At 72.6% G+C, this 26,454-nt stretch carries 26 protein-coding genes and 1 pseudogene; 12 read left to right on the forward strand and 15 right to left on the reverse strand.

The annotated features are described in order from the left end of the window. Positions 1-2: 2 nt before the first annotated feature. Complete coding sequence (locus HNR76_RS00400) at positions 3-617, forward strand: thioredoxin domain-containing protein (protein ID WP_162310805.1); 615 nt, start codon at positions 3-5, stop codon at positions 615-617. 311 nt (positions 618-928) lie between these two features. Here HNR76_RS00400 and HNR76_RS00405 read toward each other — a convergent pair whose 3' ends face one another. Continuing rightward, positions 929-1,441: a MarR family winged helix-turn-helix transcriptional regulator gene (locus HNR76_RS00405; RefSeq protein WP_162310804.1), complete on the reverse strand. Its 513-nt coding sequence runs from the start codon at positions 1,439-1,441 to the stop codon at positions 929-931. A gap of 92 nt (positions 1,442-1,533) precedes the next feature. Between HNR76_RS00405 and hppD the strand changes: the two genes are divergently transcribed. The 4 genes from hppD to HNR76_RS00425 all read left to right on the forward strand — a co-directional run bounded on the left by hppD (position 1,534) and on the right by HNR76_RS00425 (position 5,883). Next, complete coding sequence (gene hppD, locus HNR76_RS00410) at positions 1,534-2,658, forward strand: 4-hydroxyphenylpyruvate dioxygenase (RefSeq protein ID WP_162310803.1); 1,125 nt, start codon at positions 1,534-1,536, stop codon at positions 2,656-2,658. A gap of 88 nt (positions 2,659-2,746) precedes the next feature. Continuing rightward, the gene (gene hmgA / locus HNR76_RS00415; RefSeq protein WP_162310802.1) at positions 2,747-4,045 is read left to right on the forward strand and encodes a homogentisate 1,2-dioxygenase; all 1,299 of its coding nucleotides are present in this window, start codon (positions 2,747-2,749) and stop codon (positions 4,043-4,045) included. Between the two features lie 159 nt (positions 4,046-4,204). Then, complete coding sequence (locus tag HNR76_RS00420; RefSeq protein ID WP_162310801.1) at positions 4,205-4,849, forward strand: hypothetical protein; 645 nt, start codon at positions 4,205-4,207, stop codon at positions 4,847-4,849. Between the two features lie 86 nt (positions 4,850-4,935). Continuing rightward, entirely contained in the window at positions 4,936-5,883 is a 948-nt protein-coding gene (locus HNR76_RS00425) for a sodium:calcium antiporter (protein ID WP_162310800.1), read from the forward strand. Between the two features lie 126 nt (positions 5,884-6,009). Here HNR76_RS00425 and HNR76_RS00430 read toward each other — a convergent pair whose 3' ends face one another. The 6 genes and pseudogenes from HNR76_RS00430 to HNR76_RS00455 form a co-directional block, all read right to left on the reverse strand. Next, positions 6,010-6,372, reverse strand: coding sequence for a Na+/H+ antiporter subunit G (locus tag HNR76_RS00430; protein WP_162310799.1), 363 nt, complete (start codon positions 6,370-6,372; stop codon positions 6,010-6,012). Next, complete coding sequence (locus tag HNR76_RS00435) at positions 6,369-6,653, reverse strand: K+/H+ antiporter subunit F (protein ID WP_162310798.1); 285 nt, start codon at positions 6,651-6,653, stop codon at positions 6,369-6,371. The genes HNR76_RS00430 and HNR76_RS00435 overlap by 4 nt, the downstream gene beginning before the upstream one ends. Next, a complete protein-coding gene (locus tag HNR76_RS00440) occupies positions 6,650-7,150 on the reverse strand; it encodes a Na+/H+ antiporter subunit E (protein WP_162310797.1) in 501 nt (166 codons plus the stop codon). Before HNR76_RS00440 ends, HNR76_RS00435 begins: the two co-directional genes overlap by 4 nt. A 2-nt stretch (positions 7,151-7,152) precedes the next feature. Beyond that, positions 7,153-8,718, reverse strand: a complete 1,566-nt coding sequence (locus HNR76_RS00445) for a monovalent cation/H+ antiporter subunit D (RefSeq protein WP_162310796.1) — start codon at positions 8,716-8,718, stop codon at positions 7,153-7,155. A 125-nt stretch (positions 8,719-8,843) separates the two neighbouring features. Then, positions 8,844-9,167 (reverse strand): annotated as a pseudogene (locus HNR76_RS00450) (Na+/H+ antiporter subunit C); the annotation flags it as partial. Next, on the reverse strand, positions 9,167-12,004 hold the full coding sequence (locus HNR76_RS00455; RefSeq protein WP_162310794.1) for a monovalent cation/H+ antiporter subunit A: 2,838 nt from the start codon (positions 12,002-12,004) through the stop codon (positions 9,167-9,169). The gene HNR76_RS00455 and the pseudogene HNR76_RS00450, both read right to left, overlap by 1 nt. Positions 12,005-12,296: 292 nt before the next feature. Here HNR76_RS00455 and HNR76_RS00460 point away from each other — a divergent pair, with 292 nt between their 5' ends. After that, positions 12,297-13,184: an SDR family oxidoreductase gene (locus tag HNR76_RS00460; protein WP_162310793.1), complete on the forward strand. Its 888-nt coding sequence runs from the start codon at positions 12,297-12,299 to the stop codon at positions 13,182-13,184. A gap of 174 nt (positions 13,185-13,358) precedes the next feature. Here the strand turns inward: HNR76_RS00460 and HNR76_RS00465 are convergent, their stop codons facing one another. Next, the gene (locus HNR76_RS00465) at positions 13,359-13,838 is read right to left on the reverse strand and encodes an Mpo1 family 2-hydroxy fatty acid dioxygenase (protein WP_162310792.1); all 480 of its coding nucleotides are present in this window, start codon (positions 13,836-13,838) and stop codon (positions 13,359-13,361) included. An 88-nt stretch (positions 13,839-13,926) separates the two neighbouring features. Then, positions 13,927-14,880: a phosphoribosylaminoimidazolesuccinocarboxamide synthase gene (locus HNR76_RS00470; RefSeq protein ID WP_162310791.1), complete on the reverse strand. Its 954-nt coding sequence runs from the start codon at positions 14,878-14,880 to the stop codon at positions 13,927-13,929. Between the two features lie 135 nt (positions 14,881-15,015). Between HNR76_RS00470 and HNR76_RS00475 the strand changes: the two genes are divergently transcribed. From HNR76_RS00475 to HNR76_RS00495, 5 genes are all read left to right on the forward strand, one after another. After that, positions 15,016-15,351 carry a J domain-containing protein gene (locus tag HNR76_RS00475; protein WP_162310790.1) on the forward strand — a complete coding sequence of 112 codons (336 nt, stop codon included), beginning with the start codon at positions 15,016-15,018 and terminating at the stop codon, positions 15,349-15,351. Positions 15,352-15,382: 31 nt separating this feature from the next. Further along, complete coding sequence (gene rpe, locus HNR76_RS00480; RefSeq protein ID WP_162310789.1) at positions 15,383-16,069, forward strand: ribulose-phosphate 3-epimerase; 687 nt, start codon at positions 15,383-15,385, stop codon at positions 16,067-16,069. Between the two features lie 346 nt (positions 16,070-16,415). Continuing rightward, a complete protein-coding gene (gene trpE / locus HNR76_RS00485) occupies positions 16,416-17,903 on the forward strand; it encodes an anthranilate synthase component I (RefSeq protein WP_162310788.1) in 1,488 nt (495 codons plus the stop codon). A gap of 46 nt (positions 17,904-17,949) precedes the next feature. Next, positions 17,950-18,702 carry a hypothetical protein gene (locus HNR76_RS00490; protein ID WP_162310787.1) on the forward strand — a complete coding sequence of 251 codons (753 nt, stop codon included), beginning with the start codon at positions 17,950-17,952 and terminating at the stop codon, positions 18,700-18,702. 4 nt (positions 18,703-18,706) lie between these two features. Then, entirely contained in the window at positions 18,707-19,285 is a 579-nt protein-coding gene (locus HNR76_RS00495; protein WP_162310786.1) for an anthranilate synthase component II, read from the forward strand. A gap of 76 nt (positions 19,286-19,361) precedes the next feature. Here the strand turns inward: HNR76_RS00495 and HNR76_RS00500 are convergent, their stop codons facing one another. The 3 genes from HNR76_RS00500 to HNR76_RS00510 all read right to left on the reverse strand — a co-directional run bounded on the left by HNR76_RS00500 (position 19,362) and on the right by HNR76_RS00510 (position 20,758). After that, a complete protein-coding gene (locus HNR76_RS00500) occupies positions 19,362-19,976 on the reverse strand; it encodes a hypothetical protein (RefSeq protein ID WP_162310785.1) in 615 nt (204 codons plus the stop codon). A gap of 3 nt (positions 19,977-19,979) precedes the next feature. After that, on the reverse strand, positions 19,980-20,237 hold the full coding sequence (locus HNR76_RS00505; protein WP_249065636.1) for a DUF2249 domain-containing protein: 258 nt from the start codon (positions 20,235-20,237) through the stop codon (positions 19,980-19,982). 137 nt (positions 20,238-20,374) lie between these two features. Beyond that, on the reverse strand, positions 20,375-20,758 hold the full coding sequence (locus HNR76_RS00510) for a GtrA family protein (RefSeq protein WP_162310783.1): 384 nt from the start codon (positions 20,756-20,758) through the stop codon (positions 20,375-20,377). Between the two features lie 206 nt (positions 20,759-20,964). On the opposite strand from HNR76_RS00510, the gene glmU reads away from it, so the two are divergent. Beyond that, a complete protein-coding gene (gene glmU, locus HNR76_RS00515) occupies positions 20,965-22,338 on the forward strand; it encodes a bifunctional UDP-N-acetylglucosamine diphosphorylase/glucosamine-1-phosphate N-acetyltransferase GlmU (RefSeq protein ID WP_162310782.1) in 1,374 nt (457 codons plus the stop codon). A gap of 147 nt (positions 22,339-22,485) precedes the next feature. Here the strand turns inward: glmU and HNR76_RS00520 are convergent, their stop codons facing one another. Genes HNR76_RS00520 through HNR76_RS00530 form a run of 3 tightly spaced genes read right to left on the reverse strand, consistent with a single transcriptional unit; the run spans position 22,486 to position 26,447 of the window. Continuing rightward, positions 22,486-23,826: a sensor histidine kinase gene (locus HNR76_RS00520; protein ID WP_162310781.1), complete on the reverse strand. Its 1,341-nt coding sequence runs from the start codon at positions 23,824-23,826 to the stop codon at positions 22,486-22,488. 13 nt (positions 23,827-23,839) lie between these two features. Beyond that, positions 23,840-25,177 (reverse strand): sigma-54-dependent transcriptional regulator, encoded by a 1,338-nt coding sequence (locus HNR76_RS00525; protein WP_162310780.1) that lies wholly within the window; start codon positions 25,175-25,177, stop codon positions 23,840-23,842. Between the two features lie 37 nt (positions 25,178-25,214). Beyond that, positions 25,215-26,447: an ABC transporter permease gene (locus HNR76_RS00530; protein WP_162310779.1), complete on the reverse strand. Its 1,233-nt coding sequence runs from the start codon at positions 26,445-26,447 to the stop codon at positions 25,215-25,217. Positions 26,448-26,454: the final 7 nt, after the last annotated feature.

Raw genomic sequence — 26,454 nt, forward strand, 5'->3', positions numbered from 1 at the left:
GGATGACGGTAACCGGCGGCGGAAGCGGACGCGTGGTCGCCGGCATCGCGCTGGCCCTGCTGCTGGCGGCCTGTGCCGGCGAGGAACCGCCGGCCGTGTCCGGGCCGCCGCTGCCGGTGGACACCTCGCCGCAGAAGCCGGCGGTGGCCGACGCGAACGAGCCGGTGGCCTCGGGCAACACCCGCGCGGCGGCCGACGTGGCCGCCATCGCCGCGCTGGGCGCCGCGTTCGATCCGGCGCGCGACGCGGCGGCCGACCTGGAGACGGCCAAGGTGGAGGCCAAGCGCGGCCGCCGGCGCATCGTGCTGGAACTGGGCGACGCCTCCTGTACGCAGTGCGCCGCGCTGGACGCACTGATCGAGGGCCAGGCGCCGCTGCGCCACCTGCGCGACGCCGGCTTCGTGTGGGTCAAGGTGGACCGCAGCGCACCGGGCAACGCGGGGCTGCTGGCGGGCTATCCGGGAGGCACGGACGCGCCGGCGCCGTACCTGCTGGTACTCGATGCCGACGGCCAGGTGCTGCACGCGCAGCCGGGCCAGGACCTGATGCGCGATGACCGGCCGTGGCAACGCCAGGTGCGTGGGTTCCTCGAACGCTGGGCCCCGCCGGCGCCCTGAGCGTCCGATGGCCTGCGTCGGCCGCATCCGCTGCCTCACCGCCGCCCGCCGTCGTATCCGTCGCGCAAGCCCGCAGGAGCGCCCTTGGGCGCGATGCCTCCCCCGCACCGCTGCCGGGTGCGGCCAATGTGCGACGGCCATCGTGGGCAACGCATCGCGCCCAAGGGCGCTGTCGTGTCCATGCGGCGGGCAGCGGCCATCCCCGGCGCCGATGCGCCGGAACGAAGCCTTCCGGTTCTTTCCCTTGCTCCCCGGCACGGGCGCCCCGACGGCGCCGGCGTGCGTTTCGCCCTTCCCGGGCGCCGCGTCGCTCAGACGCCGTCGCGCAGCGCCGCCAGGCCCGGCCCGGCGAGCTTGCGCAGCAGCCGGTCGAGCACGGCCCGTTCCTGTTCGTCCAGCGTGGCCACCAGGCGCTGCTCGCAGGCCAGCGCCATCGGCGCGATCTCGTCGTAGACCGAATAGCCCACTTCCGACAGCGCCAGCACCGAGCGGCGGCGGTCGTCGCTGTGGATCTCGCGCTTGATCAGGCTGCGCTCCAGCAGGCGGGCCACCGCACGGCTGACGGCCACCTTGTCCATCGCGGTGCGCTCGGCCACCTCGTTGGCCGACAGGTCGGAGAAGCGGCCGAGCACGGCCATCACCCGCCATTCGGTGATCGCCAGGCCGAAGCGCTTCTGGTAGATGTCGGCGATGGTCTGACTGACGCGGTTGGACAGCACGCTCAGGCGGTAGGGAAGGAAGTGTTCCAGCTCCAGTTGCGCATGGCCGGCGGAGGCGTCGGCGTGGCGGCTGCCGGAGACTTCAGGGTCGGAAGAAACGGTCATTGCTGCGGGATACCTTGCATGTGGTTGCACACGTAACTATAAAGGGACCTTACCAGGCCCCGATCCCCGTCGGGGATGCTCAGGAAGCCATCATGAGCGTGCAACCGCAAGTGCTTTCGTCCAGTTCGCCCTCTCCCGGCGGCGCGGCCGCAGGGCGGCTCGAGAACCCCATGGGCATCGACGGCTTCGAGTTCGTCGAATTCGCCGCGCCGGCCGGGCAGGGTGCCGCGCTGCACGACTATTTCCGCAGGCTGGGCTTCGTCCGCATCGCCCGGCACCGCAGCCGGCCGATCAGCACCTACCGCCAGGGCGACTGCACCTTCCTCGTCAACGAGGACCCGGACTCCTTCGCCGCCGCCTTCGCCGCGCAGCACGGCCCCAGCGCCTGCGGCTTCGCCATCCGGGTCAAGAAGCTGGCCGACTGGGTGCGCACCCAGGCGCTGCGCAACGGCGCCGAGCCGTTCGGCGAGCGCGAGCAACTGGGCAAGGCGGTGGCCGCGCCGGTGATCAAGGGCATCGGCGGCTGCATGCTCTACATCGTCGACCGCTACGACGAGGCGGGCACCATCCACGACCCGGACTACGAATACCTGGCGGGCGCCGAGCGCATGCCCAAGGGCTTCGGCCTGACCTTCATCGACCACCTCACCCACAACCTCTACCCGGGCAACATGGCCAAGTGGGCGGACTACTACGAGCGGCTGTTCAATTTCCGCGAGATCCGCTATTTCGACATCAAGGGCGCCAAGACCGGGCTGCTGTCCAAGGCGATGACCGCGCCGGACGGCATGGTCCGCATCCCGCTCAACGAATCGACCGATCCCAAGTCGCAGATCAACGAGTACCTGGACGCCTACCGCGGCGAGGGCATCCAGCACATCGCCTGCTTCACCGAGGACATCCACGACACGGTGGAGAAGATGCGCGCGGCCGGGGTGGAGTTCCTGGACACGCCGGACACCTACTTCGACGTGATCGACCAGCGCATCCCCGACCACGGCGAGGACGTGGCGCGGTTGCGCCGCAACCGCATCCTGATCGACGCCGACCCGGAGACGGGCACCCGCAAGCTGCTGCAGATATTCACCCAGAACGCGGTCGGGCCGATCTTCTTCGAGATCATCCAGCGCAAGGGCAACGAAGGCTTCGGCGAGGGCAACTTCCAGGCGCTGTTCGAGAGCATCGAGCGCGACCAGATGCGCCGCGGGGTGCTTTGAACGGCCGCCTCGAAACGCCGGATCCGCGAAGCGGCGGCCCGGCCCGGCGCCCGGCACGAAGCGTGGCACGACATACAGCGAGGCGAGCATGACCCCCGAGCGTTCCGCCTACATGACCGGCTTCGGCAACGAGTTCGCCACCGAGGCGATTCCCGGCACCCTGCCCGAAGGCCAGAACTCGCCGCAGCGCGCCGCCCGTGGCCTGTACGCCGAGCAGTTCTCGGCCACCGCCTTCACCGCCCCGCGCGCGCACAACCGCCGCAGTTGGCTGTACCGCATCCGCCCGGCGGCCGTGCATGGCGACTTCGCCCCGTTCGCCCAGCATGCCTTCCACAACGACTTCGGCCGCGGCCCGGTGGCGCCGGACCAGATGCGCTGGGACCCGCTGCCGTCGCCGAAGGCGCCGACCGACTTCGTCGAGGGCCTGTACACGGTGGCCGGCAACGGCTCGGCCGAGGCGCAGCAGGGTGTGGCCATCCACCTGTACGCGGCCGACCGCGGCATGGCCGGCCGGTTCTTCTACGACGCCGACGGCGAACTGCTGCTGGTGCCGCAGCAGGGAAGGCTGCGCATCGCCACCGAGCTGGGCGTGCTGGAGCTGGAGCCGCAGCAGGTGGCGGTGATCCCGCGCGGCATCCGCTTCCGCGTCGAGCTGCCCGACGGGCCGTCGCGCGGCTACGTGCTGGAGAACTTCGGCGCGCACCTGCGCCTGCCGGAACTGGGGCCGATCGGTTCCAACGGCCTGGCCAACCCGCGCGACTTCCAGGCCCCGGTGGCCGCCTACGAGGACGTCGAGGGCGAGTTCGAGCTGGTGGCCAAGTTCCAGGGCCACCTGTGGCGCGCGGACATCGGCCACAGCCCCCTGGACGTGGTGGCCTGGCACGGCAACTGCGCCCCGTACCGCTACGACCTGCGCCGCTTCAACGCCATCGGCTCGATCAGCTTCGACCACCCGGACCCGTCGATCTTCACCGTGCTCACCTCGCCCAGCGACACGCCGGGCACGGCCAACGTCGACTTCGCCATCTTCCCGCCGCGCTGGCTGGTGGCGCAGCACAGCTTCCGCCCGCCCTGGTTCCACCGTAACGTGGCCAGCGAGTTCATGGGCCTGGTGCACGGCGCCTACGACGCCAAGGCCGAGGGCTTCCAGCCGGGAGGCGCGTCGCTGCACAACTGCATGAGCGGGCACGGCCCGGACGCGGCGACGTTCGACAAGGCCTCGAATGCGGACCTGTCCATGCCCGACGTGATCGCCGACACCATGGCCTTCATGTTCGAGACCCGCGCGGTGCTGCGCCCCACCGCGCAGGCGCTGGCGGCCCCGCATCGCCAGCAGGGCTACCGCCAGTGCTGGGCCGGGCTGAGGCGCAACTTCCAGCATCCGTAGGGCCGGGCGTGCGGGCCGGCGGCCCGCGATGCCGGCGCGCGGCCATTCCCGGCTTCGGGGCGGTGCCGGTCCTGGTGGGAGGCGCGGCGCATGCTGCGCTCTTCGCCTGGCGTTGACGACGCCTTTGCCAGCCTGCCCGCATCCACCGCGGGGAACACCATGCCGTTGCGATTGCCCGATGCCGCCACGCCCGGCGTGGCCCTGTTCCTGGCCCTGTTCCTGGCCGCCTGCACCCAGCCGCCGCCGGCCGCCGGCCGCTCCGACGCGCAGGCCGACGATCCGTTCATGGACCAGCCGGCCGAGGCCGTGCCGCCCGCCACCGCCCCCGGCGCGGCCGCCGCGCTGGCGCCGCCGACGGCAGACTTCTCCGGCCTCGGCCCGGTGCCCTTCGGTGCCGAGGCCGAGGCACTGAGGCGCGCCTGGGACGGGCCGCTGGAAGGCGCCCCCGATCCGGCCGATGCGGCGGCCTGCCATTACCTGTTCCCGCCGCCGCGCTCCGGGCAGGGCTACGGCACCGCGTTCATGGTCGAAGGCGGCCGCTTCGTGCGGGTGGACGTGGACGACCGCGCGGTCATCGCGCCCGGCGGCGGCCGCATCGGCATGCAGGCGGAGGACATCGCCCTGCTGTACGCGGGACGGATCGAGGAGCGCCCGCACAAGTACGTGGAAGGCGGCCGCTACCTGCGCATCGCCGGCGAGGGCAGCGACGCGGTGCTGGTGTTCGAGACCGATGCGCAAGGCACCGTACAGGCGTGGCGCATCGGCCTGCCGCCGCAGGTGGACTACGTGGAAGGCTGCAGTTGATCCGCCGCCGGCCGTGGCATGCGGCCGGTGGCCACGGCCGCCGCCGGGCATAGAATCGCCCGGGGAAGAACCGCGAGGGGATTGCAATGGCCGAGGCATTGGGATGGTTCGCGCTGGGCTTGCTGCTGCTGGGCCTGGGTGGCGATTCGGCGGTCAAGGGCGTATCCGGGCTGGCCCAGCGGCTGGGGATGCGCCCGTTCGTGGCCGGCCTGCTGCTGCTGGCCTTCGGCACCTCGCTGCCGGAACTGGCGGTCAACCTGCGCGCGCTGGCGCAGCAGCAGCCGCACCTGGCGCTGGGCAATGCCGTCGGCAGCAACCTGGTCAACCTGGGCCTGACCCTGGGCCTGGCGGCGCTGGCCGCGCCGCTGCTGCAGCGGGCGCGGATGCACGTGCCTCTGCTGGTGCTGCTGGCGGTGGCCTCGCTGGCGCTGATGGTGTTCGGCCTGGACGGCTATGTGGACCGCATCGAGGGCGCGGTGCTGCTGGCCGGCTTCGTGGCGGCGGTGGCGTTCCTGCTGCGCCAGGCGCGGCGCGAAGCGGGCGAGGTGCAGGGCGCGATCGCCGCCTTCGCCGCCACCCGCACGGAACTGGCGCTCAACCTGCTGCGCCTGGCCATCGCCATCGCGCTGCTGTTCTACGGCGCGCGCTGGGTGGTGGCCGGCGGCCTGGCCCTGGGCGAGGCCTGGGGCCTGACCCCGCTGATGGCGGGCCTGCTGCCGGTGGCCATCGGCACGGCGCTGCCGGAGATCGCCGCGGCGGTGATGGCCGCGCGGCGCGGGCAGGGCGACCTGGTGGCCGGGCACGTGATCGGTTCGAGCCTGTTCAACCTGCTGGTGATCGTGGGCGGCATGGCGGTGCTGCAGCCGCTGGCGCTGCCGGCCTCGTTCGTGAAGCTGGAGCTGCCCGCCGCCGTGGTGCTGGTGCTGGTGCTCTATCCGATGCTGCGCAGCGACCACCGGGTCGGCCGCGGCGAGGGGGCGGTGCTGGTCGCGGTGTTCGCGGCCTGGGTGGCGCTGGAGCTGCTGTTGATCTGATCGGCTCCGACGCCGGTAGCCCGTGGCGCGACGGCCCCATCCGAAGTCGGCTTCCCAACAGCAGCGTTGCCGCCGCCACCCGGCTCCATGCCGCGCACAAGGCCGGCCCCGTCGATCCGTCCCGGCTCAACTCGCCGCCGGATCGCCCTCGTCCGTGTCCGCTTCCGGCTCCACGCCGGGCTGCGGCGGGCGCTCGGCCATGTGCAGCGACAGCGCCGCCTTGGCCATCAGGTGCGCGCTGATCGGCGCGGTGATGAACAGGAAGGCGGTGATCAGCAGCTCGCGCGGCTGCGGGTCGGTGTCGGCCAGCACGTGGTAGCCGACCGAGGCCAGCAGCACGCAGCCCACGCCCAGGGTGCTGGCCTTGGTCGGCCCGTGCAGGCGCTTGAAGAACTCCGACAGCTTCACCAGGCTGTACGAGCCGACCAGGATGAAGAAGCAGCCCATGGCCAGCAGCAGGGTGAGCACGATGGCGAAGACCCAGCTCATTCGACGATGTCCCGGCGCAGCACGTACTTGCTCAGCACCACGGTGCCGACGAAGCCGAGCATGGCGATGATCAGCGCCACCTCGAAGTACACCGCCGTGCCCAGATGCATGCCGAACAGGATGGTCTGGGCGATGGTGGCCACGAACAGCGTGTCCAGCGCCAGGATCCGGTCCGGCACCGTGGGCCCGCGCAGCAGCCGGTACAGGGCCAGCAGCATGCCCACCCCCACCAGGTGCATGGCCACGATAATGGCGCAGGCCACCAGGTACTGCGGCGTCACGGGAAGATCTCCATCAGCGGCACCTCGTAGCGCGACTTGATTTCGGCGATCACCGCCTCCGGGTCCTTCAGGTCCAGCACGTGGACCAGGAGGTGGCGGCGGTCGTCGGACAGCGAGGCCGAGACCGTGCCCGGGGTCAGGGTGATGATGCTGGTCAAGGTGGCGATGCCGTGGATGTTGTCGATGTCCAGCGGCAGCCAGACGAAGCCCGGGGTGATCTTCGCCTCGTCGCCCAGCACCTGCCGGGCCACGGTGATGTTGCAGCGGACGATGTCCAGCAGGATCGTCGCCACCAGCCGCGGCAGCCGGTACAGGCGGCCGATCCTGGCGAACTCGCGGTCCAGGCGCGCGGCGAACGGCGGGATCAGCAGCGCCAGCAGCAGCGCCATCGCCACCTGGCCGGCGCTGATCTCGTCGTTCATCAGCAGCCAGAAGCAGAACACCATCACGCTCAGGGGAGGCGAGGGCAGCCAGCGCTTGCGCCATTTCCAGGCCATGCTCACGGCTCCCTGCGCACGGGCACGGTCCCGCGCACCTGCTGCACGTAGTCGCCCGGCGCCTGCAGTTGCGCCGCCGCGGCGCGGGTGTAGTCCAGCAGCGGCGCGGCGGCCAGCGCCATCGCGATGCCGTAGCCCACCAGCAGCATCGTGGCCGCCGTCTCCAGCGGCCGGCTGGGCGCCGGCGCCAGGGCGTCGGCCGGGGTGTATTCGGCCAGGCGCTCCGGCGTGGCGTCGGGCCAGGGCTCCACCCGCCAGAACAGGCGGGTGCCCGCGCGCGCCAGCCCGACCAGCATCATGAAGCTGCTGCCCAGCACCAGCAGCCAGATCCAGAACGTGCGCGGGCCGGCGGGGACCGCCTCCAGCAGCATGAGCTTGCCGATGAAGCCCGACAGCGGCGGCAGCCCCGCCAGCGAGACCGCCACCAGCAGGAACAGCACGCCGGGGACGGCGCGGTTGGGCAGCGCGGCGATGCGGTCCTTGTGGTCGTCCGCCCGGCCGCGGCGGCGGCGGATCAGGTCGGCCAGCAGGAACAGGGCCGCCCCGGCGAACGTGCTGTGCGCCAGGTAGTACAGCCCGGCGGCGACGGTGCCGGGTCGTGCCAGGGCGAAGGCGACGAACAGCGTCGCCGCCGAGGCCAGCACCAGGTAGGCGGCCAGCGCGCGCAGCCGCTGCACCGCCAGCACGCCCAGCGACGCCAGCGCCAGCGTGGCCGCGCCCAGCAGCAGCAGCGCCGGCCAGGCGAATCCGTCCAGCGGACCGGCCGCGCCGAAGCTCAGCGTGCCCACGCGCAGCACGGCGTACAGGCCCACCTTGGTCATCACCGCGAACAGCGCGGCCACCGCCGCCGGCGCATGGGTATAGGTTTCCGGCAGCCACAGGTACATCGGCAGCAGCGCGGCCTTGGCACAGAACACCACCAGCAGCAGGCCCGCGGCGGCCTGCACCAATGCCTGGTCCTGCGCCGGCGCTTCGGCCACGCGCACCGCCAGCTCGGCCAGGTTGAGCGTGCCCAGCAGCCCGTACAGCAGGCCCAGCGCGATCAGGAACAGGGTCGAGGCGGCGATGTTGAACGCCACGTAGTGCAGGCCGGCGCGCAGCCGGTCGCCGCGGCCGCCGCTGAGCAGCAGCCCGTAGGAGGCGATCAGCAGCACCTCGAAGAACACGAACAGGTTGAACACGTCGCCGGTGAGGAAGGCGCCGTTGAGGCCCATCATCTGGAACTGGAAGAACGCATGGAAGTGCGGCGCGCGCCGGTCCCAGCCGGCGCAGGCGTGCAGCAGGCAGGCCACCGCCAGCAGCAGGCCGACCAGCAGCATCAGCGCCGACAGCCGGTCCACCATCAGCACGATGCCCAGGCGCGAGGGCCAGTCGCCCAGCAGGTACACGGCGATGCGGCCGCTGTCGGCCTCGCGCGCCAGCAGGCAGGCCACCGCCAGCATCGCCGCCAGCGAGGTCCAGGCCACGATGCGCTGCGGCAGCATGCCGAAGCGGCGGTGCTCGAAGAACAGCGCCAGCGCCGCGGCGAACAGCGGGATCAGCACCGGCAGCAGCGGCAGGTGGTTCATGCGCCGCCCCCGGTCGGTGCGCCGCCGGCGTCCGCGGCCGCTTCCTCGGCGGCCTGCGCGGCCTCGCGCGCCTCTTCGAGGCGCCGCCGCTCGGCGCGCTGGAACTCCAGTTCCGCGCGCCTGCCGTCGACGTGGTCGCTGTGGTTGTCGGCGCGGCTGCGGATCGCCAGGACGATGCTCACCGCGGTCATGGCGAAGGCGATGACGATGGCGGTCAGCACCAGCGCCTGCGGCAGCGGGTCGGTGTGGTGGGCCAGGTCGGCGGCCACGCCGTCGCGCAGCACCGGCGGCATGCCCGGCACCAGCCGCCCGCCGGCGAAGATCAGCAGGTTGGTCGCATACGACAGCAGGGTCAGGCCCAGGATCACGTCGAAGCTGCGCGCGCGCAGCAGCAGGTACACACCCGCGGCGGTGAGGATTCCGATCGCGCTGGACATGGCCAGTTCCATCAGGCGTTCGGCTCCGCGGTGCGGGTGGAGCGCAGGCCCGGCTCGACGATGCCGGCATGCGCCAGGCGGGTGCGCGAAGGCTTGATCGTACCCAGCATCGACAGGATCAGCATGGCCCCGCCGAACACCACCAGGTACACGCCCGTGTCGAAGCCGATGGCGCTGGCCAGCGGCACCTGGCCGACCACCGGCAGGCGCAGGTCCAGGTGGCCGCTGGTCAGGAACGGCGCGTCGAACAGCAGCGAGGCCGCGCCGCTCAGCCCGGCCACCAGCAGGCCCACGCCGATGCAGCGGATGTAGTCGAAGCCGAAGCGCGACTCCACCGAGGCCGCGCCCTGGATCACGTACTGGATCAGCAGCGGCACCGCCAGCACCAGGCCGGCGATGAAGCCGCCGCCGGGCGCGTTGTGCCCGCGCAGGAACAGGAACACCGATACGGTCAGGGTCAGCGGGAACATCAACTGGGCCAGGTCGGCCGGCACCGGCAGCTTGATCGGCGGGCCGAACATGACCTTGTCCGGCGCCATCCGCGCGCGCCGCAGCAGGGCGTGCACGATCAGCGCGGCCACGCCGAACACGGTGATCTCGCCGAAGGTATCGAAGCCGCGGAAGTCCACCAGGATCACGTTGACCACGTTGCGGCCGTAGGCTTCCGGCAGCGAACGCGCCAGCATCTCCACGCTGGCCGGGTCGCCGAGCGGGCGGGTCATCACCGCATAGGCCAGCAGGCCGATGCCCAGGCCGGCGGCGGCGGCCACCGCGATGTCGCGCAGGCGCCGGCGCGGGGTGCGCTCGGGCGGCGAGCGCGGCGGCAGGTAGTGCAGGCCCAGCAGCAGCAGGGCCAGGCTGACCATCTCCACCAGCAACTGGGTCAGGGCCAGGTCCGGCGCGGACAGGAACACGAAGGTCAGGCTGACCACCAGCCCGGCGCCGCCGAGCACGACCAGCGCCAGCAGGCGCTGCCGGTACAGGCGGATCGTCCACGCGGTGCAGGCCACCAGCACCAGCCACAGCAGCCAGCCCAGCAGCGGCATCGGCTGCGGCGCGTGCCACTGCAGCGGCTCGTGCGCGCCGGACAGGAACGGCGCCGCGCCCGCGGCCACCGCGGCCAGCACCAGCCACACCAGGCTGCGCTGGAGGCTGCCGTTGGCCACGCGGGTGGTGAAGCGCTCGGCCAGCGCGTACAGCGCGTCCATGTTCCAGCGGAACAGGCGCCGGCCCAGCGAGCGGCGCACGATCGCGTGCAGGTTCAGCAGCCGGCGCAGGCCGAAGTACAGGGCGATGCCCCCGGCGATGCCGGCCAGGCTCATCAGCAGCGGGACGTTGAAGCCGTGCCAGGCCGACAGGCTGTAGGCCGGCATGGCCGGGCCGAGGATGGCGGCGGCGGCGGCGTGCAGCACGGGCGCCACGGTCCAGGTGGGGAACACGCCCACCGCCACGCACAGCAGCACCAGCACCTCCACCGGGATCTTCATCCAGCGCGGCGGCTCGTGCGGCTCGTGCCTGACCGCGCGCGGGCCACGGCCGAAGAAGGTCTCGTGCACGAAGCGCAGGCTGTAGGCCACGCCGAACATGGCGTACAGCAGCGCGGCCACGCCGATCGCCTGGCGCATGGCCTGGTGGCCGGAGATCTCCAGCGCCTGGGCGAAGAACATCTCCTTGGACAGGAAGCCGTTGAGCAGCGGGATGCCGGCCATCGCCAGCGAGGCGATGATCGCCAGCGCGCTGGTCATGGGCATGAACCGGCGCAGGTTGCCCAGCCGGCGCATGTCGCGGGTGCCGGTCTCGTGGTCGATGATGCCGGCGGCCATGAACAGCGAGGCCTTGAACGTGGCGTGGTTGATGATGTGGAACACGCCGGCCACCACCGCCATCGGCGTGGACAGGCCGAACAGCAGGGTGATCAGGCCCAGGTGGGAGATGGTCGAGTAGGCCAGCAGGCCCTTGAGGTCGTGCTGGAAGATGGCGAACCAGGCGCCCAGCAACAGGGTGATCGCGCCGACGCCGCTGACCACGTAGAAGAACAGGTCGGTGCCGGCCAGTGCCGGATGCAGCCGCGCCAGCAGGAACACGCCGGCCTTCACCATGGTGGCCGAGTGCAGGTAGGCCGACACCGGCGTCGGCGCGGCCATCGCGTGCGGCAGCCAGAAGTGCAGCGGGAACTGCGCGCTCTTGGTGAACACGCCGGCCAGCACCAGGCCCAGCGCCCACGGGTACAGTTCGCTGGCGCGGATCGCGTCGCCGGCGGCCAGCACCGCGTCCAGTTCGTAGCTGCCGACGATGCGGCCGATCAGCAGCACGCCGCCCAGCAGGGCCAGGCCGCCGCCGCCGGTGATCGCCAGGGCCATGCGCGCGCCCTCGCGCGCGTCCTGGCGCTGGTACCAGAAGCCGATCAGCAGGAACGAGCTGATGCTGGTCAGTTCCCAGAACACCAGCATCAGCAGCAGGTTGCCGGCCACCACCACGCCCAGCATCGAACCCATGAACAGCAGCAGGCAGCCGAAGAAGCGCGGGGCGCTGTCCTCCTCGGCCAGGTAGTAGTGCGCGTACATCACCACCAGCGCGCCCATGGCCAGCACCAGCCCGGCGAACATCCAGGCCAGGCCGTCCAGGCGCAGGCTCAGGTTCAGGCCGATCTGGGGAATCCAGGCATGGTCCGCGCGCGGCACCCAGCCCTGCAGCACCGCCGGGGTCAGCCAGGCCAGCAGCGCCAGGCCCAGCAGCGGGGCGGCGGCGGCGAGCCAGGCGCTGGCCGCCCGCGAGCGCGGGCGCAGCCACGCTATCGCCCCAGCCGCCACGAACGGCAAGGCGAGCAGGATTTCCAGGAATGGGATCATCCGGGAGGCGGGGATCGGTGGTCTTTCGGGGGCGCCCGAGTGTAGCAGCCAGGCGCTGAATCCCATGGCAGCGCGGCTCGCGGATGCAAGGCGAGCGGCCTCGACCCCGCGCCCCCAGGAGTGCGGACGGCGGCGGCGCTCGCGGGCGCACCCGCGCGATGAGCGGTCGCGCCGGACGGATGATTCGTTCCTCCGGCGGCGGGCGGGCGCTGCCCGCGCTTCCCGGTCGATGGGAATGGAGCGCCGCTATCCTGTGCCCTGGCGGACGGCATCGGCAGGACGGGGGGGCGGCATGGGCGGGCAGGCGCGGTGCGCGCTGGTGTTCGGGGGCAGCGGTCCGATCGGCCGCCGGGTCTGCGCGCGGCTGGTCGCGCGCGGCTGGCGGGTGACCGCGGTTTCGCGCGCCCCGGGGCTGGCGTCGGCCGGCGTGGAATGGCGGCGGGGGACGTTGCCGGCGGCGGGGGCCGGCGAGGGCTTCGACGCGATCGTCAGTTGCGGCCCGCTGGATCTTTTTTCGCGGTGGTACGCGGATACGCCGGCCGGCGCGGCGCGGGTGGTCGCGTTCGGGTCGACCAGCCTGCACGTCAAGCGCGATTCGTCGGACCCGTCCGAGCGCGACGTGGCCGCGCGCCTGGCCGATGCCGAGGCGCGGGTGGCCGCGGCGGCGCGGGCGCGGGGCGCGGCCGCCACGCTGCTGCGGCCGACCCTGGTGTACGGCGCCGGCGGCGACCGCAGCCTGAGCCGGGTCGCCGCGCTGGCGCGCCGCCATGGTTTCTTCGTGCTGCCGCACGATGCGCGCGGCCTGCGCCAGCCGGTGCACGTGGACGACCTGGCCGATGCGGCGCTGGCGGCGCTGGAGCGCCTCGCGGTGGACGTGCGCGCCTACGACCTGCCCGGCGGGGAGGCGCTGGCCTATCGGGAGATGGTGGCGCGGGTGCTCGCCTCGCTGCGTCCGCCGGTGCGGCTGTGGGTGTTGCCGGGGGCGCTGTTCGGCCTGGCCGCGGCGCTGGCGCGCCGGCTCGGCGCGCACGACGCCGGTGCGGCGGTACTGGCGCGGATGCGCGAGGACCTGGCATTCGATGCCGCGCCCGCACGCCGCGACCTGGGCTATGCCCCGCGCGGCTTCCGTCCCGAGGCGGGCATGTTCGAGCCGCCGCAGGCAGGCTCGACGCCGCGCTGATCGTCGAGGTGCGGCGCTCGCGCCATGCGCACGCCTCGCCTGTAGGAGCCGGCTTCGGTTGGCGATCCCTGGCCCGCGCGATTCGGCGGCATCGGCACGCCAGCCCGCGGTCGCCGGCCGTGCCCGGCGCCTATGGCCGGCCCGGCCGTGCGCGCGGCCGCTTCGCCTGCCGGCTCAGTACTTCCAACCCATCTGCCGGTAGAACTTGGCCAGCACCCAGGCCGGGCCGATCAGCAGGTAGACCAGGTCGGTGAGGAAGCTGGGCTTGCGGCCCTCGTACTTGTGGCCGATGAACTGCGCGATCCAGGCGAGCACGAACACCGCCACCGCCAGCCCCAGCAGCGCCGGCAGGCCCAGGCGGGCCTCCAGCAGCCGGCACAGGCAGCCGCAGAAGAAGAACACCGCCAGCATCCCCAGCCCCAGCGGCCGCGACATCCGGTAATAGAACATCCAGGCGAAGAACATCGCCAGCGCCGCCCACACCCCCGTCTTCAGCAGGGTGCCGAACACCGGGACGCACCACACCAGGGCCACCACCGACCACAGGATCGCGGGCACCGCGACCACGTGGATGCGCTGGTTCAGCCGGTTGCGGTGGTCGCTGGAGTAGCTGGCGAAGTAGCGGTCGATCGGACGTTCGGTGACGGCGTGCATCGGCTTCCCTCCCAGGCGTGCAGGCGAGCATACCTTCGCCGCCGGCCCCTTGCCCCGGCCGGGGCGCCGCCGCGGGACCGGCCGGCGCTCAGTCCAGCGCGATCCCGGCCAGCCTGCGCAGCGCCTCGGCGTAGCGGGCGCGGGTGCGCTCGATCACTTCCGCCGGCAGCCGCGGGCCGGGGGGCGTCTTGTCCCAGTCCCGGGTCTCCAGCCAGTCGCGCACGATCTGCTTGTCGTAGCTGGGCGGGCTGGTGCCGACCCGGTATTCGTCGGCCGGCCAGTAGCGCGAGGAATCGGGGGTGAGCATCTCGTCCATGATGTACAGGCGGCCGTCGGCGTCGGTGCCGAACTCGAACTTGGTGTCCGCCAGCAGGATGCCGTGCTCGGCCGCATGGGCGGCGGCGTAGCGGTACAGGCGCAGGGTGGCGTCGCGCACGCGCTCGGCCAGTTCGCCGCCCACCGCGCGCACCATCGCGTCGAAGTCGATGTTCTCGTCGTGGTCGCCCACGGCGGCCTTGGTCGAGGGGGTGAAGATCGGCTCGGGCAGGCGCTCGGCCTGGCGCAGGCCGTCGGGCAGGGCGATGCCGCTGACCTGGCCGGTGCGCAGGTAGTCCTTCCAGCCGCTGCCGATGAGGTAGCCGCGGGCGATGGCCTCCACCGGCACCGGGCGCAGCTTGCGGGTCACCACCGCGCGCTTGGCGTACAGCGCCGGGTCCACGCCTTCCGGCAGCACCGACGCCACGTCGATGCCGGTGAGGTGGTTGGGCATCAGGTGCGCGGTCTTGCCGAACCAGAAGTTGGAGATCTGGCACAGCATCTCGCCCTTGCCCGGGATCGGGTCCGGCAGGACCACGTCGAACGCGGACAGGCGGTCGGTGGCGACCATCAACAGGTAGCCGTCGGGCGAGACGCCCTCCTGGCCGGCGGCGGCCAGCGCCGCGTCGGGGATCGCCTCGCGCGGCAGGTCGAACACGTCGCGCACCTTGCCGCGATGGCGCAGCGGCAGGCCGGGGAGGTCGGACTGGAGCAGGGTGGTGGACAACGCAGTCTCCGGTGCAGGGCGGGGAACGTCCCGGCCCGCGCCAGACGGTGCGTCGTGCGGCGGCCGGTCGCACAGTGTACGGCGAGCGGGGGCGGCTGTGACGTAGAATCGGACGCTCCGCACGCTGCCCGCCGAATGAACCGCTGGTACGGAAAACTCCTGGGCCTGATCGCAGGCGCGCTGCTGTTCCGCCCCAACCCGCTGTTCGGCGCGGTGGTCGGCCTGCTGGTGGGCCATGCCTTCGACAGCGACTGGTTCGGCCTGCGCCGCCACGGCGACCCCTGGGCGGAGCTGGGCGTGGACGCCGACGCCAGCGACGAGGAGATCGAGCAGGCTTATCGCCGGCTGATCTCGCAGTACCACCCGGACAAGGTGGCCGGCGCCGCGCCGGAACTGCGCGCCCAGGCCGAGCAGCGCTCCCGCGCGATCAACGCCGCCTACGGCCGCATCCGCCGCCTGCGCGGGCGCTGAGCCCCTTCCTTCCCCCTCCCGCGAGCCGAGCATGCAGCCCACCGTCATCGCACCGTCCATCCTCTCGGCCGACTTCGCCCGCCTGGGCGAGGAAGTGGACGCGGTGCTGGCCGCCGGCGCCGACTGGGTCCATTTCGACGTGATGGACAACCACTACGTGCCCAACCTGACCATCGGCCCGATGGTCTGCCAGGCGCTGCGCAAGCATGGCGTCAGCGCGCCGATCGACGTGCACCTGATGGTCGAGCCGGTGGACCGCCTGGTCCCGGACTTCGCCCAGGCCGGCGCCAGCCTGATCAGCTTCCACCCCGAGGCCAGCCGCCACGTCCACCGCACCGTGCAGTTGATCAAGTCGCACGGCTGCCAGGCCGGCCTGGCGCTCAACCCGGCCACCCCGGTGGAGGCGCTGGACTGGGTGCTGGAGGAACTGGACCTGGTGCTGCTGATGTCGGTCAACCCCGGCTTCGGCGGCCAGGCCTTCATCCCCTCGGCGCTGGACAAGCTGCGCGCGGTGCGGGCCATGATCGACAGGACCGGCCGGCCGATCCGGCTGGAGATCGACGGCGGGGTCAAGGCCGACAACATCGCCGACATCGCCGCCGCCGGCGCGGACACCTTCGTGGCCGGCTCGGCGATCTTCAACGAGCCGCGGACCCGCGAGCACTACGCGGACGTGGTCGGGAAGATGAAGGCGGCGGTGGCCGCCGTGCGCGGCTGAGCCCGTGCCGGCCGGCGGCGCTTGCGCGCGCCGCCGGCCCCGCGAGAAACGGGAGGCAATCCCGCCTCCGCCCGTCGTCCCTGCTATGGCCTCCCATGCTGCGGGCCATCGGTGACAGGACGATGACCGCGCGCGGCCCCGCCGTCCGCCATCGCGCGGTTCCCGCGCCCGGCCTTTCCGGCGGCGGCCGGCCGGGCCGGCTGCGCAATGGGCGCCAATGCGGTTAAAGTTGGCGCCATGTTCGGCCAGACGATCAGGCTTCCCCGTTCTTCCGCGCGCCCGTGCTGGCGATGGCGGCCCCTTGCCGTCGTTTGCCATGCCCCGTTCCGCCGGAAGGAAGCCCGTCTTGATCACGCCCGAACAGTTCCAGCGCCACGCCGCTGAACACCGCGACCGCGCCCGCCACGCCCGCGTCCCCGTCGTCCGCGAGGTGCTGTCCGACCTGGACACGCCGCTGTCGGTCTACCTGAAGCTGGCCGACGCCCCGCACACCTACCTGCTCGAATCGGTCGAGGGCGGCGAGCGCTTCGGCCGCTATTCCATCATCGGCCTGCCGGCCAAGCGCACGGTGGCCTTCCGCGGCCACGCCATGGAGCTGCGCGAGGACGGCCAGGTGGTGGAGACGCGCCAGGTCGAGGACCCCTTCGCCGAGGTCGAGGCCCTGCGCGCGTCCTACGCGGTGCCCAGGCTGGAAGGCCTGCCCGGCTTCACCGGCGGCCTGGTCGGCTGGTTCGGCTTCGAGTGCATCGGCTACATCGAGCCGCGCCTGGCCGGCGAGGACAAGCCCGACGAACTCGGCACCCCGGACATCTACCTGATGCTGTCCGAAGAACTGGCGGTGTTCGACAACCTCAAGGGCCGGCTGTACCTCATCGTCCACGCCGACCCGCGCGAGCCCGGCGCCTGGGACCGCGCCCAGTTGCGCCTGGACGCGCTGACCGACAAGCTGCGCTGCCCCGGCAGCTACCCGCCGCCGCTGAGCCGCAACGTGCTGGACGAGAGCCACTTCGTCTCCGGCTTCACCCGCGAGGGCTTCATCGACGCGGTCGAGCGGTCCAAGGAGTACATCCGCTCCGGCGACGTGTTCCAGGTGGTGCTCAGCCAGCGCCTGAGCGTGCCGTTCAACGCGCGCCCGGTGGACGTGTACCGCGCCCTGCGCGCGCTCAATCCCTCGCCGTACATGTATTTCCTGGACACCGGCCAGGTGCAGGTGGTGGGTTCCTCGCCGGAGATCCTGGTGCGCCAGCAGGCCGGCGAGGTGACGGTGCGCCCGATCGCCGGCACCCGCCCGCGCGGCGCCACCCCGGCCGAGGACCAGGCGCTGGAGCAGGACCTGCTGGCCGACCCGAAGGAGCTGGCCGAGCACGTGATGCTGATCGACCTGGGCCGCAACGACGTCGGCCGGGTCTCGGAGGCCGGCAGCGTCGAGCTGGGCGAGCGCTTCGTGATCGAGCGCTACAGCCATGTCATGCACATCGTCAGCGAGGTCACCGGCACGCTGCTGCCCGGGCTGAGCTACGCCGACGTGCTGCGCGCCACCTTCCCGGCCGGCACCGTCAGTGGCGCGCCGAAGATCCGCGCGCTGGAAGTGATCCGCGAGCTGGAGCCGATCAAGCGCAACGTCTACGCCGGCAGCATCGGCTACATCGGCTGGCACGGCGACGCCGACACCGCCATCGCCATCCGCACCGCCGTCATCAAGGACGGCCGCCTGCACGTGCAGGCCGGCGCCGGCATCGTCTACGACTCGGACCCGCAGAAGGAGTGGGACGAGACCATGAACAAGGGCCGCGCGCTGTTCCGCGCGGTGGCGCAGGCGGCCAAGGGGCTGTGACCGGATGGACGGGAAGATCGTGACCAGGGGCGGGATGGCGGGATGGATGGCGCGCTGCCTGCTGGCGGCATGCGTGGTGCCGGCGGCGTGGGCGGACGAGGCCGCGCAGGTCCACCTGCGCGGCGAGACGATCGTGTACCGGGGCGACCTGTCGGACGAGGCCAACGCGCGGGTCCGCGCGCTGCTGGACGGCGGCCACGCCATCCGGTGGCTGGAGATCACCTCCGGCGGCGGCGACATCGCGCTGGGCATGGACCTGGGCGAGCTGGTGCGCGACCACGCGCTGGGCGTGGCGGTGCGCGACTACTGCGCGTCCTCCTGCGCCAACTACGTGTTCCCGGCCGGCAAGCGCAAGCGGCTTCCCGCCGATTCGGTGGTGGTCTGGCATGGCTCGGCGATCCAGGCCGGGATCGACGACATCGCCACGATGGATTTCTCGCAGGTCGAGCGGCAGATGGGGCGCGCGCTCGGCGACGAAGAGAAGGCGGCGCTGGCGGCGCAGGCCGGGCTGTCCGCGCACTTCGACGGCCTCAGGCAGCGGCAGGAGGCGTTCTACGCGGCCATCGGCGTGGACCCGCGGGTGACGGTCTTCGGCCAGGACGTGGGCTGCGACTGCGAATGGACGGTGCCGGTGGAGGACATGCGGCGCTTCGGCATCGACGCGGTGGAGGCGCCGGACGGCTATGGCGCGCACCTGCGGCCCAAGGGCCGGGCGGTGGCGCTGCTGCGGCTGGAGGATTATCCCGATTACGCGGCCGGCGCCGGTACGCCGCGCCCGCACGCGGCGGCGGGGGAGTAGAGCCATGCTTTTGATGATCGACAACTACGACAGCTTCACCTTCAACCTCGTGCAGTACCTGCAGACGCTGGGCGCGGAGGTGGAGGTGGTGCGCAACGATGCGATGACGGTGGAGCAGATCGGCAGGCTTGCGCCCGAGCGGATCGTCATCTCGCCCGGCCCGTGCACGCCCAACGAGGCGGGCGTGTCGCTGGAGGTGATCCGCAGGCTGGGGCCGGGCACGCCGATTCTGGGCGTGTGCCTGGGCCACCAGAGCATCGGCCAGGCCTATGGCGGCAAGGTGGTCCGCGCGGACAACATCATGCACGGCAAGACCTCGGCGATCCGGCACGGGGGCAAGGGCGTGTTCGCCGGCCTGGCGGACGGCTACCAGGCCACCCGCTACCACTCGCTGGTGGTCGAGCGCGGCTCGCTGCCCGCCGAGCTGGAGATCACCGCCTGGACCGAGAACCCGGACGGTTCGTTCGAGGAGATCATGGGCCTGCGCCACCGCGAGCACCCGGTGGAGGGGGTGCAGTTCCATCCCGAGTCCATCCTCACCGAACACGGCCACGCGCTGCTGAAGAATTTCCTGGAGCGCTGAAGGCGCGATCCCCGGTCGTCCCGCGTCGCGGCGCTCCGCGGCGGGAGGGCGTGCCGGGCCCGACGCCCCGTGTCCGTCAGCCCGCGATAGGGCGCACCCGCACCACCGCCGGGTCGTCCGCGTGGTCCAGCAGCAGGCGCCGCACCCGCGCCTGCCAGGCTTCGCCGAAGCGGCGGCGCTGCATGGCGTCGGCGCCGCCCTGCATCACCGCGGCCAGCAGGATGCGCTGTTCCGGGTCGGCGGGCACCGGCGAGGCGTCCAGTTCCACCTCCACCGTGGCCCCGGTATCGAGCCGGCGCAGGCGCAGCGCGCCGGCCCGCGCATCGCCGTAGCGCAGCAGGGCGTTGCGCGCGTGGCGCCCGCCCAGGCCCTTGAAGCCGCCCGCGCCGGCCGCGCCGGTGACCAGGGTCAGCACCTGGCCGACGACGCCGGCCACGCCCGCGTCCTCGGCCTCGGGCAGGCTCACCGCCACCCCGCCACGCTCGGGCAGGTCCTGGCCGTACAGCGCGCGCAGGCCGGCGCGGGCGCACAGCCAGGCGCCGGCCACGGTGGGGCAGGAGTGGCCGGCCAGGCGCACGGCATCGGCGTAGCGGTATTCGACGATGCCGTCCGGCGCGGCGCCGAGCAGTTCGGCCAGCCCGTCGCGCAGGCGCAGCACCGGCGCCTGGTCGAAGAATGCGGGGAAGGCCATGGCTCAGGCCCGCACCACGAAGTCGATCACGATGGCGCCCTGCTGGCGCTGTCGGTACAGGATCTCGATGCGGTCGCCGAAGCGCTCGCTCAGTTGGGCCAGCAACGGCAGCGGGTCGTGGTCGTTGACGAAGCGCATCGCCTCGCCCGGCTCCAGCGCGCCCAGCGCGCCGAAGATGGCCGAATGGCGGAAGCGCCGGGCGATGCCGCGGGCGTCGAAGGGGTGGGCGGTGTAGTCGGGTGCGGCGGTGGAATCGCTCACGGCGGTCTCCTGGTGGAAGGAGCGTCCAGCCTGCGGCCGCGCCGGCGCGGCGGCCCTGATCCAGGTCATGTCGGCCGCAGTCGGCCCGGGTCCGGCGGGGCCGCGGGACACCCGGCGCGCGCGTCCGGCGGATGCGCTCAGCGGTACACCAGCCGCCGCATGAGGAAGAAGTTGGCCAGGGCCAGCCCGCCCTCGACCACCGGCTTGGCCAGCCAGGCCCAGCGCAGGCCCAGCCGCGCTTCCACCAGGCTCACCAGCAGCGTGCTCAGCGCGGTCATCGCCAGCCACAGCAGCCAGAAGCGGACGAAGCGGCGCCAGCCCAGGCGGCAGCCTTCGTCGCCGGCGAAGGTGTAGCGGCCATTGAGCCAGAAACCCAGCATCGCCCCGCCGCTGCGGCCGAGCACGTTGGCCGGGGCGGCGGGCATGCCGGCCGCGGTCGCCGCCACGAACACCGCCCAGTCCAGCAGCAGTTGCAGCAGGCCGAATGCGAGGTACTGGCTGCCCTGGCGAAGGAGCGGCATGGAGATGGGGTCCTGGTGGGCGGGTCGGGGGCCGGTGCGCTGCGCAGTCTAAACCCGCGGCCATCGCCGTCCCGCGGAGGCGGCCGTGCCCGTCGGTGAAGGCTGCGGTTGCGGACCGGCATGCCGCCCGGCGCGCGCGTCACTGCCGCCTTGCGGCGGCCGTATAGAATCCGGGGCTGGCGCACACCGTCCAGGAAGCGGATCGCATGACCCAGGCATTGCACGTGGTGATCCTCGCCGCCGGCGAAGGCAAGCGGATGAAGTCGGCGCTGCCCAAGGTGCTGCAGCCGGTGGGCGGGCGGCCGATGCTGGCCCACGTGATCGACACCGCGCGCGCGCTGCGGCCGGCCGGCATCCACGTGGTCTATGGGCATGGTGGCGAGGCGGTGCGCGCCGCGTTCGCCGGGCAGGCGGACCTGGACTGGGCCGAGCAGGCCGATCAACTGGGCACCGGCCACGCGGTGCAGCAGGCGCTGCCGCAGATCCCGGCGGCGGTGGACGTGCTGGTGCTGTACGGCGACGTGCCGTTGACCGCGCCCGCCACCCTGCGCCGCCTGCTGGCCGCGCCCGGCCTGCTGCGGGTGCTGGTGGCCGAGCCGGACGACCCGGGCGGCTACGGCCGCATCGTGCGCGACTCGCAGGGCCGGGTGGCCGCCATCGTGGAGCATCGCGACGCCGACGAGGAGCAGCGCCGCATCGGCATCGTCAACACCGGCATCGTGGCCGCCGAGTCCGACGCGCTCAAGCGCTGGCTGGAGCGGCTGTCCAACGACAACGCGCAGGGCGAGTACTACCTCACCGACATCTTCGCCATGGCCGCCGAGGAGTACAACGCGGCCGAGCTGGTGGCGGTGGCCGACCCGCTGGAGGCCGAGGGCGCCAACGACCCCTGGCAGTTGGCGCACCTGGAGCGCGCGTTCCAGCGGCGCTGCGCGCGTGCGCTGTGCGCGCAGGGTGCGCGCCTGCTGGACCCGGCGCGCTTCGACCAGCGCGGCATCGTGCGCGTGGGCTACGACGTGGAGATCGACGCCAACGTGGTGCTGGAGGGCGAGGTGGAGCTGGGCGACGGCGTGCGCATCGGCCCGTTCACCCGGCTCAAGGACGTGCGCCTGGGCGCGGGCACCGTGGTGCGCGCGCACTGCGACCTGGACGGCGTGATCAGCGAAGGCGCCGCGCAGATCGGCCCCTACGCCCGGCTGCGCCCGGGCACGGTGCTGGCCGACGGCGTGCACATCGGCAACTTCGTCGAGACCAAGAAGACCGTGCTGGGCGTGGGCAGCAAGGCCAACCACCTGGCCTACCTGGGCGATGCGCAGGTGGGGGCGGGGGTCAACATCGGCGCCGGCGCCATCACCTGCAACTACGACGGGGCGAACAAGTCGGCCACGATCATCGGCGACGGCGTCTTCGTCGGTTCCAACGCCGCGCTGGTGGCGCCGGTGGAGATCGGGGCGGGCGCCACCATCGGCGCCGGCTCGGTGATCACCCGCAACGCGCCGGCCGGCATCTTGACGGTATCGCGTTCGCGCCAGACCAGCGTCGAAGGCTGGAAGCGGCCGCAGAAGAAGCCGAAGCCCTGACTCCCGCCGCGTCCCCCGCCGTCGCAGGCGCCCGGTCCAGCCGGCGACCCGGGCGCAGGGCGCACCAGGCAGTCGCCCGTGCCGAGTGGCGTGCCGCCGGTTGAAGCCGGCGCCTGCAGGGCGATATCGGGCGGCGCGCCGGGCCCGTCAGGCCTCGGCCGCGGGCAGCATCACCGCCACGCACAGGCCGCCGCTGCCGCGGTTGCGCAGCGACAGGCGCCCGCCATGCGCCTCGACGATCTCGCGGGCCAGGGCCAGGCCCAGGCCGGTGCCGTTGCGCTTGGTCGAATAGAACGGCAGCAGCGCGTTGTGCAGCACCGCCTCGTTCATGCCCGGCCCGCGGTCCAGCACTTCCAGCCGCGTCCAGCCGGGCAGGTGCAGCAGGCGCACCCGCACCTCGCCGCCCGGCTCCGCCGCCTCGGCGCCGGCCTCGTGCGCGTTCTTGAGCAGGTTGAGCAGGGCCTGCTCCATCTGCGCCGGGTCCAGGCGCGCGTGCACCCCGGATACGGTGCCTTCCAGCTCGAAGCCGATCTGGCACTGCAGGCGGCCGAGGAACTGCGCCCACGGCACGCGCTGCAACTGCGGCTGCGGCAGCTTGGCGAAGCGCGCATAGCCGCGGATGAAGCCCTCCAGGTGGCGGGCGCGGTCCTCGATGGTGGAGAACACCTCGCCCAGCCGCTCGTGGCGGCCGCGCCGGACCAGCTCGGCGCCCGAATGGGCCAGCGAGGCGATGGGCGCCAGCGAGTTGTTCAGTTCGTGGCTGATCACCCGGATCACCTTCTTCCAGGTATGCACTTCCTGCCGCCGCAGCTCGGGAGTGAGCAGGCGCACCAGCAGCAGGTCGTGGCGGCGGCCGTTGAGGCTGAAGCGGCGCCGCGACAGGTGGTAGACCTCCTCCTCGTCGCCCTCGCCGGGGACGGCGAACAGGCTGTCGCCTCCCCGCGCCATCGCCTCGCGCAGCTCCACCGGCAGCGCGTCCAGCAGCGGCCCCATGCGCTGGCCTTCCAGCTTGCGGCCGTCGTTGAGCAGCTTGCGCGCGGCCAGGTTGGCGTAGACCACGCGGTGCAGGCCGTCGCCGCCCTCGGCCGACAGCAGCATGGCCACCGGCGTGTTCTGGACCATGGTGTCCAGCAGCAGTTCGCGCTGGACCAGGGCCTGGCGCTGCTCGCGCAGGACCCGGCCCAGCTCGGCATGGGCGCCGACCAGTTCGCCCAGTTCGTCGTCGCTGCGCCAGTGGACCCCGGAGTTGAACTCGCCGTCGCGGTAGGTGTTGACGCTGCCGGCCAGCGCCCGGAACAGCGCGCGCATCGGCGCCAGCGCGCGGTGCAGGCTCCACCACATCAGCGCCAGCAGCACCGCCAGCGAGGTGCAGGCCAGCACCCAGCCGCGGTCGATCCAGTAGGCGAACGCCCACGGCAGCGCCGCGGCCAGGGCCAGCACCGGCAGCAGGCGCAGGAACAGGCGCAGGGTGAGGGTGCGGCGGATCATCCGGGCCGGCGGCTCAGGGGGCCTTCAGGCCGTGGCGCTCCATGCGCCGGTACAGGGCCTGCCGGCTCATGCCCAGCTCGGCGGCGGCCTGGGCGATCACCCCGCCGGCGTGCGCCAGCGCGGCCTCGATCTGCTCGCGCGCCGGTTCCTGCGCCGGGCTGCCGCGGCCGGCCGGCGCCCGCGGCAGGCCCAGGTCGGCGGCCTCGATCCGCGCACCGGCGGCCAACAGTTGCGCGCGCTGGATCACGTTGCGCAGCTCGCGCACGTTGCCCGGCCATGGATGGCGCTGCAGCGCGGCGGCGGCGGCGGGCGCCAGCGGGCGGCCGCCGTCGAGGAAGCGCTCGGCCAGCGGCAGGATGTCGCCGGGGCGTTCGGCCAGCGGCGGCATCGCCAGTTCGATGGTGTTGAGCCGGTAGTACAGGTCCTCGCGGAACGTGCCCTCGCGGATCATCGCCGGCAAGTCGGCGTTGGTCGCGCTGACCACGCGCACTTTCACCTGGCGCTCGCGGTTGGCGCCCAGGCGGGCGAAGCGGCCGGTCTCCAGCACCCGCAGCAGCTTCACCTGCCCGGCCGGCGGCAGGTTGCCGATCTCGTCCAGGAACAGGGTGCCGCCGTCGGCGGCCTCGAACTTGCCCTCGCGCGCCCGGTTGGCGCCGGTGTAGGCGCCGGCTTCGGCGCCGAACAGCTCGGCCTCGATCAGCTCGGCCGGCAGCGCCCCGCAGTTGAGGGTGACGAACGGTCCGTCCTTGACCGGCGAGTTGGCCTGCACGATCTCGGCGATCTTCTCCTTGCCGCTGCCGTTGGGGCCGGTGACCAGCACCGGCAGTTCCGAGCGCGCCACCTGGCAGGCCAGCGCGATCACCCGCTCGCTGGTCGGGTCGGCGAACACCGCCCCGCGCAGGTCGTAGCGGCGGGCCAGGTCGTCGCGGCGGCGGCGCTCGCCGTCGCGGCGCTGGTCCAGCTCGCGCCGGGCCTCGCCCAGTTCCAGCAGGTTGTTGACCGTGGCCAGCAGCTTGGCGTCCTGCCACGGCTTGGCCACGTAGTCGGCGGCGCCGGCCTTGATCAGCTCCACCGCGCTTTCCAGGTGGGTCCAGGCGGTGAGCAGGATCACCGGCAGGTCCGGGTGGCACCGCCGGATCGCGGCGAACAGCGCGCGGCCCTCGTCGCCGGAGGTGGTGTCGGCGCTGAAGTTCATGTCCTGGATCACCAGGTCCACCGGCTCGGCATCCAGCAGCGCCAGCCCGGCCTCCGGCGTGGCCGCGTGCACGGTCGCCAGGTCGTGCAGCGAGAACAGCACCTCCAGCGCGGTGGCGACGGCGGGGTTGTCGTCGATGACCAGGATCGTGGACATGCGCATCCTGTGGTGGGTAGGAAGCCGGTGCGCCAGCTTAAACGCTGCGGGTGGCGATCGCCGGCGGCACCGAGGCCGCCCTGCGCGCCGGTGCGTAGACCGCAAGCTGGCCCAGGCCCCACAGCAGCGCCGCGCCGACCGGCAGGTAGTACAGCGGCAGCCGGGCCATCTCGTACTTGCCCATCAGCCACTGGTTGATGGCGAAGGCCAGCAGCATGCCCAGGACGATGCCGATGCCGGCCAGCAGGAAGTTCTCCATCTGGAAATAGCGCAGGATCTGCCCGCGGGTGGCGCCCAGCGCGCGGCGCACGCCGATCTGCTTGGTGCGCTGCTGCACCCAGAAGCTGGCCAGGCCGACGATGCCCAGCGCGGTGATCAGCAGCAGCGTCACGCAGACGATGCCCAGGAGCCAGGCCATCGAGCGCGGACCCTGGTAGAACTCGCTGCGCAACTGTTCCATGGTCTTGCTGTCGTCGTCGATGATGATGCGGTCGGCGCCACCGCCGCGCAGCACGGCCTTGGCCGCCTCCAGCACCTCGGCGCGCCGCTCGGGCATGGTGCGGATCACGTAGTTGCCGCCGAGGTTGTAGTGCGGGCGCAGCGGGAACACCATCGAGTACTCGCGCGCGGCCGGTCCGCCGAACTGGCTGGGGCGCACCAGGTGCTCGACCACGCCCACCACCCGGATCGGCTCCTCGCCCCAACTGTAGAAGCTCTTGCCGATGGGGTCCTGGCCCGGGAACAGACGCTCGGCCAGGGAGCGGGTGATGATCGTGGCGGGGATCGAATCCAGCCCGCTGGCGCCGTCCAGCAGCGAGGCGGCCTCGCGGTACTCCTCGGCGGTGAAGTCGCGGCCGGCCGCCAGGGTCAGGCCCAGGGTCTCCACGAACCGGTCCTCGGCCATGTAGGTGGTGGCGTTGAGGGTGGACTGGCGCTGGTCGGCGCTCAGGCGCACGCCGCTGTTCCACGAGGAATTGACGAACGGCACCTGGTTGACCACGGTCGCGTCCTTCACCCCGGGCAGGGCGCGCAGCGCGGCCAGGTCGGCGCGGGTGCGCGCGGACTGCTCCGGGTTGTCCAGGCCGGCGACCTGCACCCGGACCAGCTCGTCCTCGGCCAGGCCGCTGACCTCGCGCACCTGGGCCAAGCGGTCGCCGATCATGAACAGCGCGTTGCAGATGATCGCGCAGGTCAGCGCGATCTCGACGACGATCAGCGCCGCGGCGGTCTTGTGCCGCATCAGGGTGGAGAGGATGGGGCGGATGTCCATGGAAGGC

The sequence above is a fragment of the Pseudoxanthomonas broegbernensis genome, from assembly GCF_014202435.1.
Classification (GTDB): domain Bacteria; phylum Pseudomonadota; class Gammaproteobacteria; order Xanthomonadales; family Xanthomonadaceae; genus Pseudoxanthomonas; species Pseudoxanthomonas broegbernensis.